At 59.0% G+C, this 680-nt stretch carries 1 protein-coding gene; it reads right to left on the bottom strand.

Annotation, left to right across the window (positions count from 1 at the left end):
- The coding region (locus JJ959_RS21255; RefSeq protein ID WP_292888477.1) for a nitrilase-related carbon-nitrogen hydrolase at nt 1-674 on the bottom strand (674 nt) is incomplete at its 3' end.
- Between the last annotated feature and the right edge of the window lie 6 nt (nt 675-680).

The raw sequence follows: 680 nt of genomic DNA, 5'->3' as shown, positions 1-680 counted from the left end.
CCGTAGTGTTCGATGCGGCGGTGACGCCCAAAATCGAAGACGGTCGATTTGCCGAACTTGGTGCCGTCCAGATCGATCTCGGCGATCACCAACTCATCGTCTTCGGTTTCGGCGATCGCGATAATTTCGCCGGTGGGCGCGACAATGCAGCTTTCGCCGAACATGTGGTGGCCATCTTCCGTCCCGGCCTTTGCCGATGCGGCAACGAAGGTCGAGTTCTGATACGCGCCTGCCTGGAGGGCGAGGCGGTTATGGAACTTGCGCAATTCCGCGCTTTCGCTGCCGTTCTGGGAGTTCGCGGACGGCGTGTTATAGCCGAGCATCACCAACTCGACACCCTTGAGACCCATCACGCGAAATGTCTCCGGCCAGCGGCGGTCGTTGCAGATGCACATACCCATGGTCCCGCCCATGGTTTCCCAGACGGGAAAGCCGAGATTGCCCGGTTCGAAGTAGCGTTTTTCCAGATGCTGGAAAGCACGTTCGGGATCGTATTCGTCGTGACCGGGAAGATGCACCTTTCGGTATTTACCGACGATCTGGGCCTGCTTGTCGACCAGGATCGAGGTATTGAAGTGATGACCGTCCGGTGTCAATTCGCCATATCCAAGGTAAAACCCGACACCGCGCTCACGGGCAAGGTCGAACAGGGGCTGCGTCGCCGCGTTCGGCATCTCGCG

Origin of the sequence: Nisaea sp. (assembly GCF_017640745.1) — a bacterium.
GTDB lineage: Bacteria > Pseudomonadota > Alphaproteobacteria > Thalassobaculales > Thalassobaculaceae > Nisaea.
Note: the sequence above shows the minus strand (reverse complement) of the source record. Positions and strands in the feature narration are given on the sequence as shown.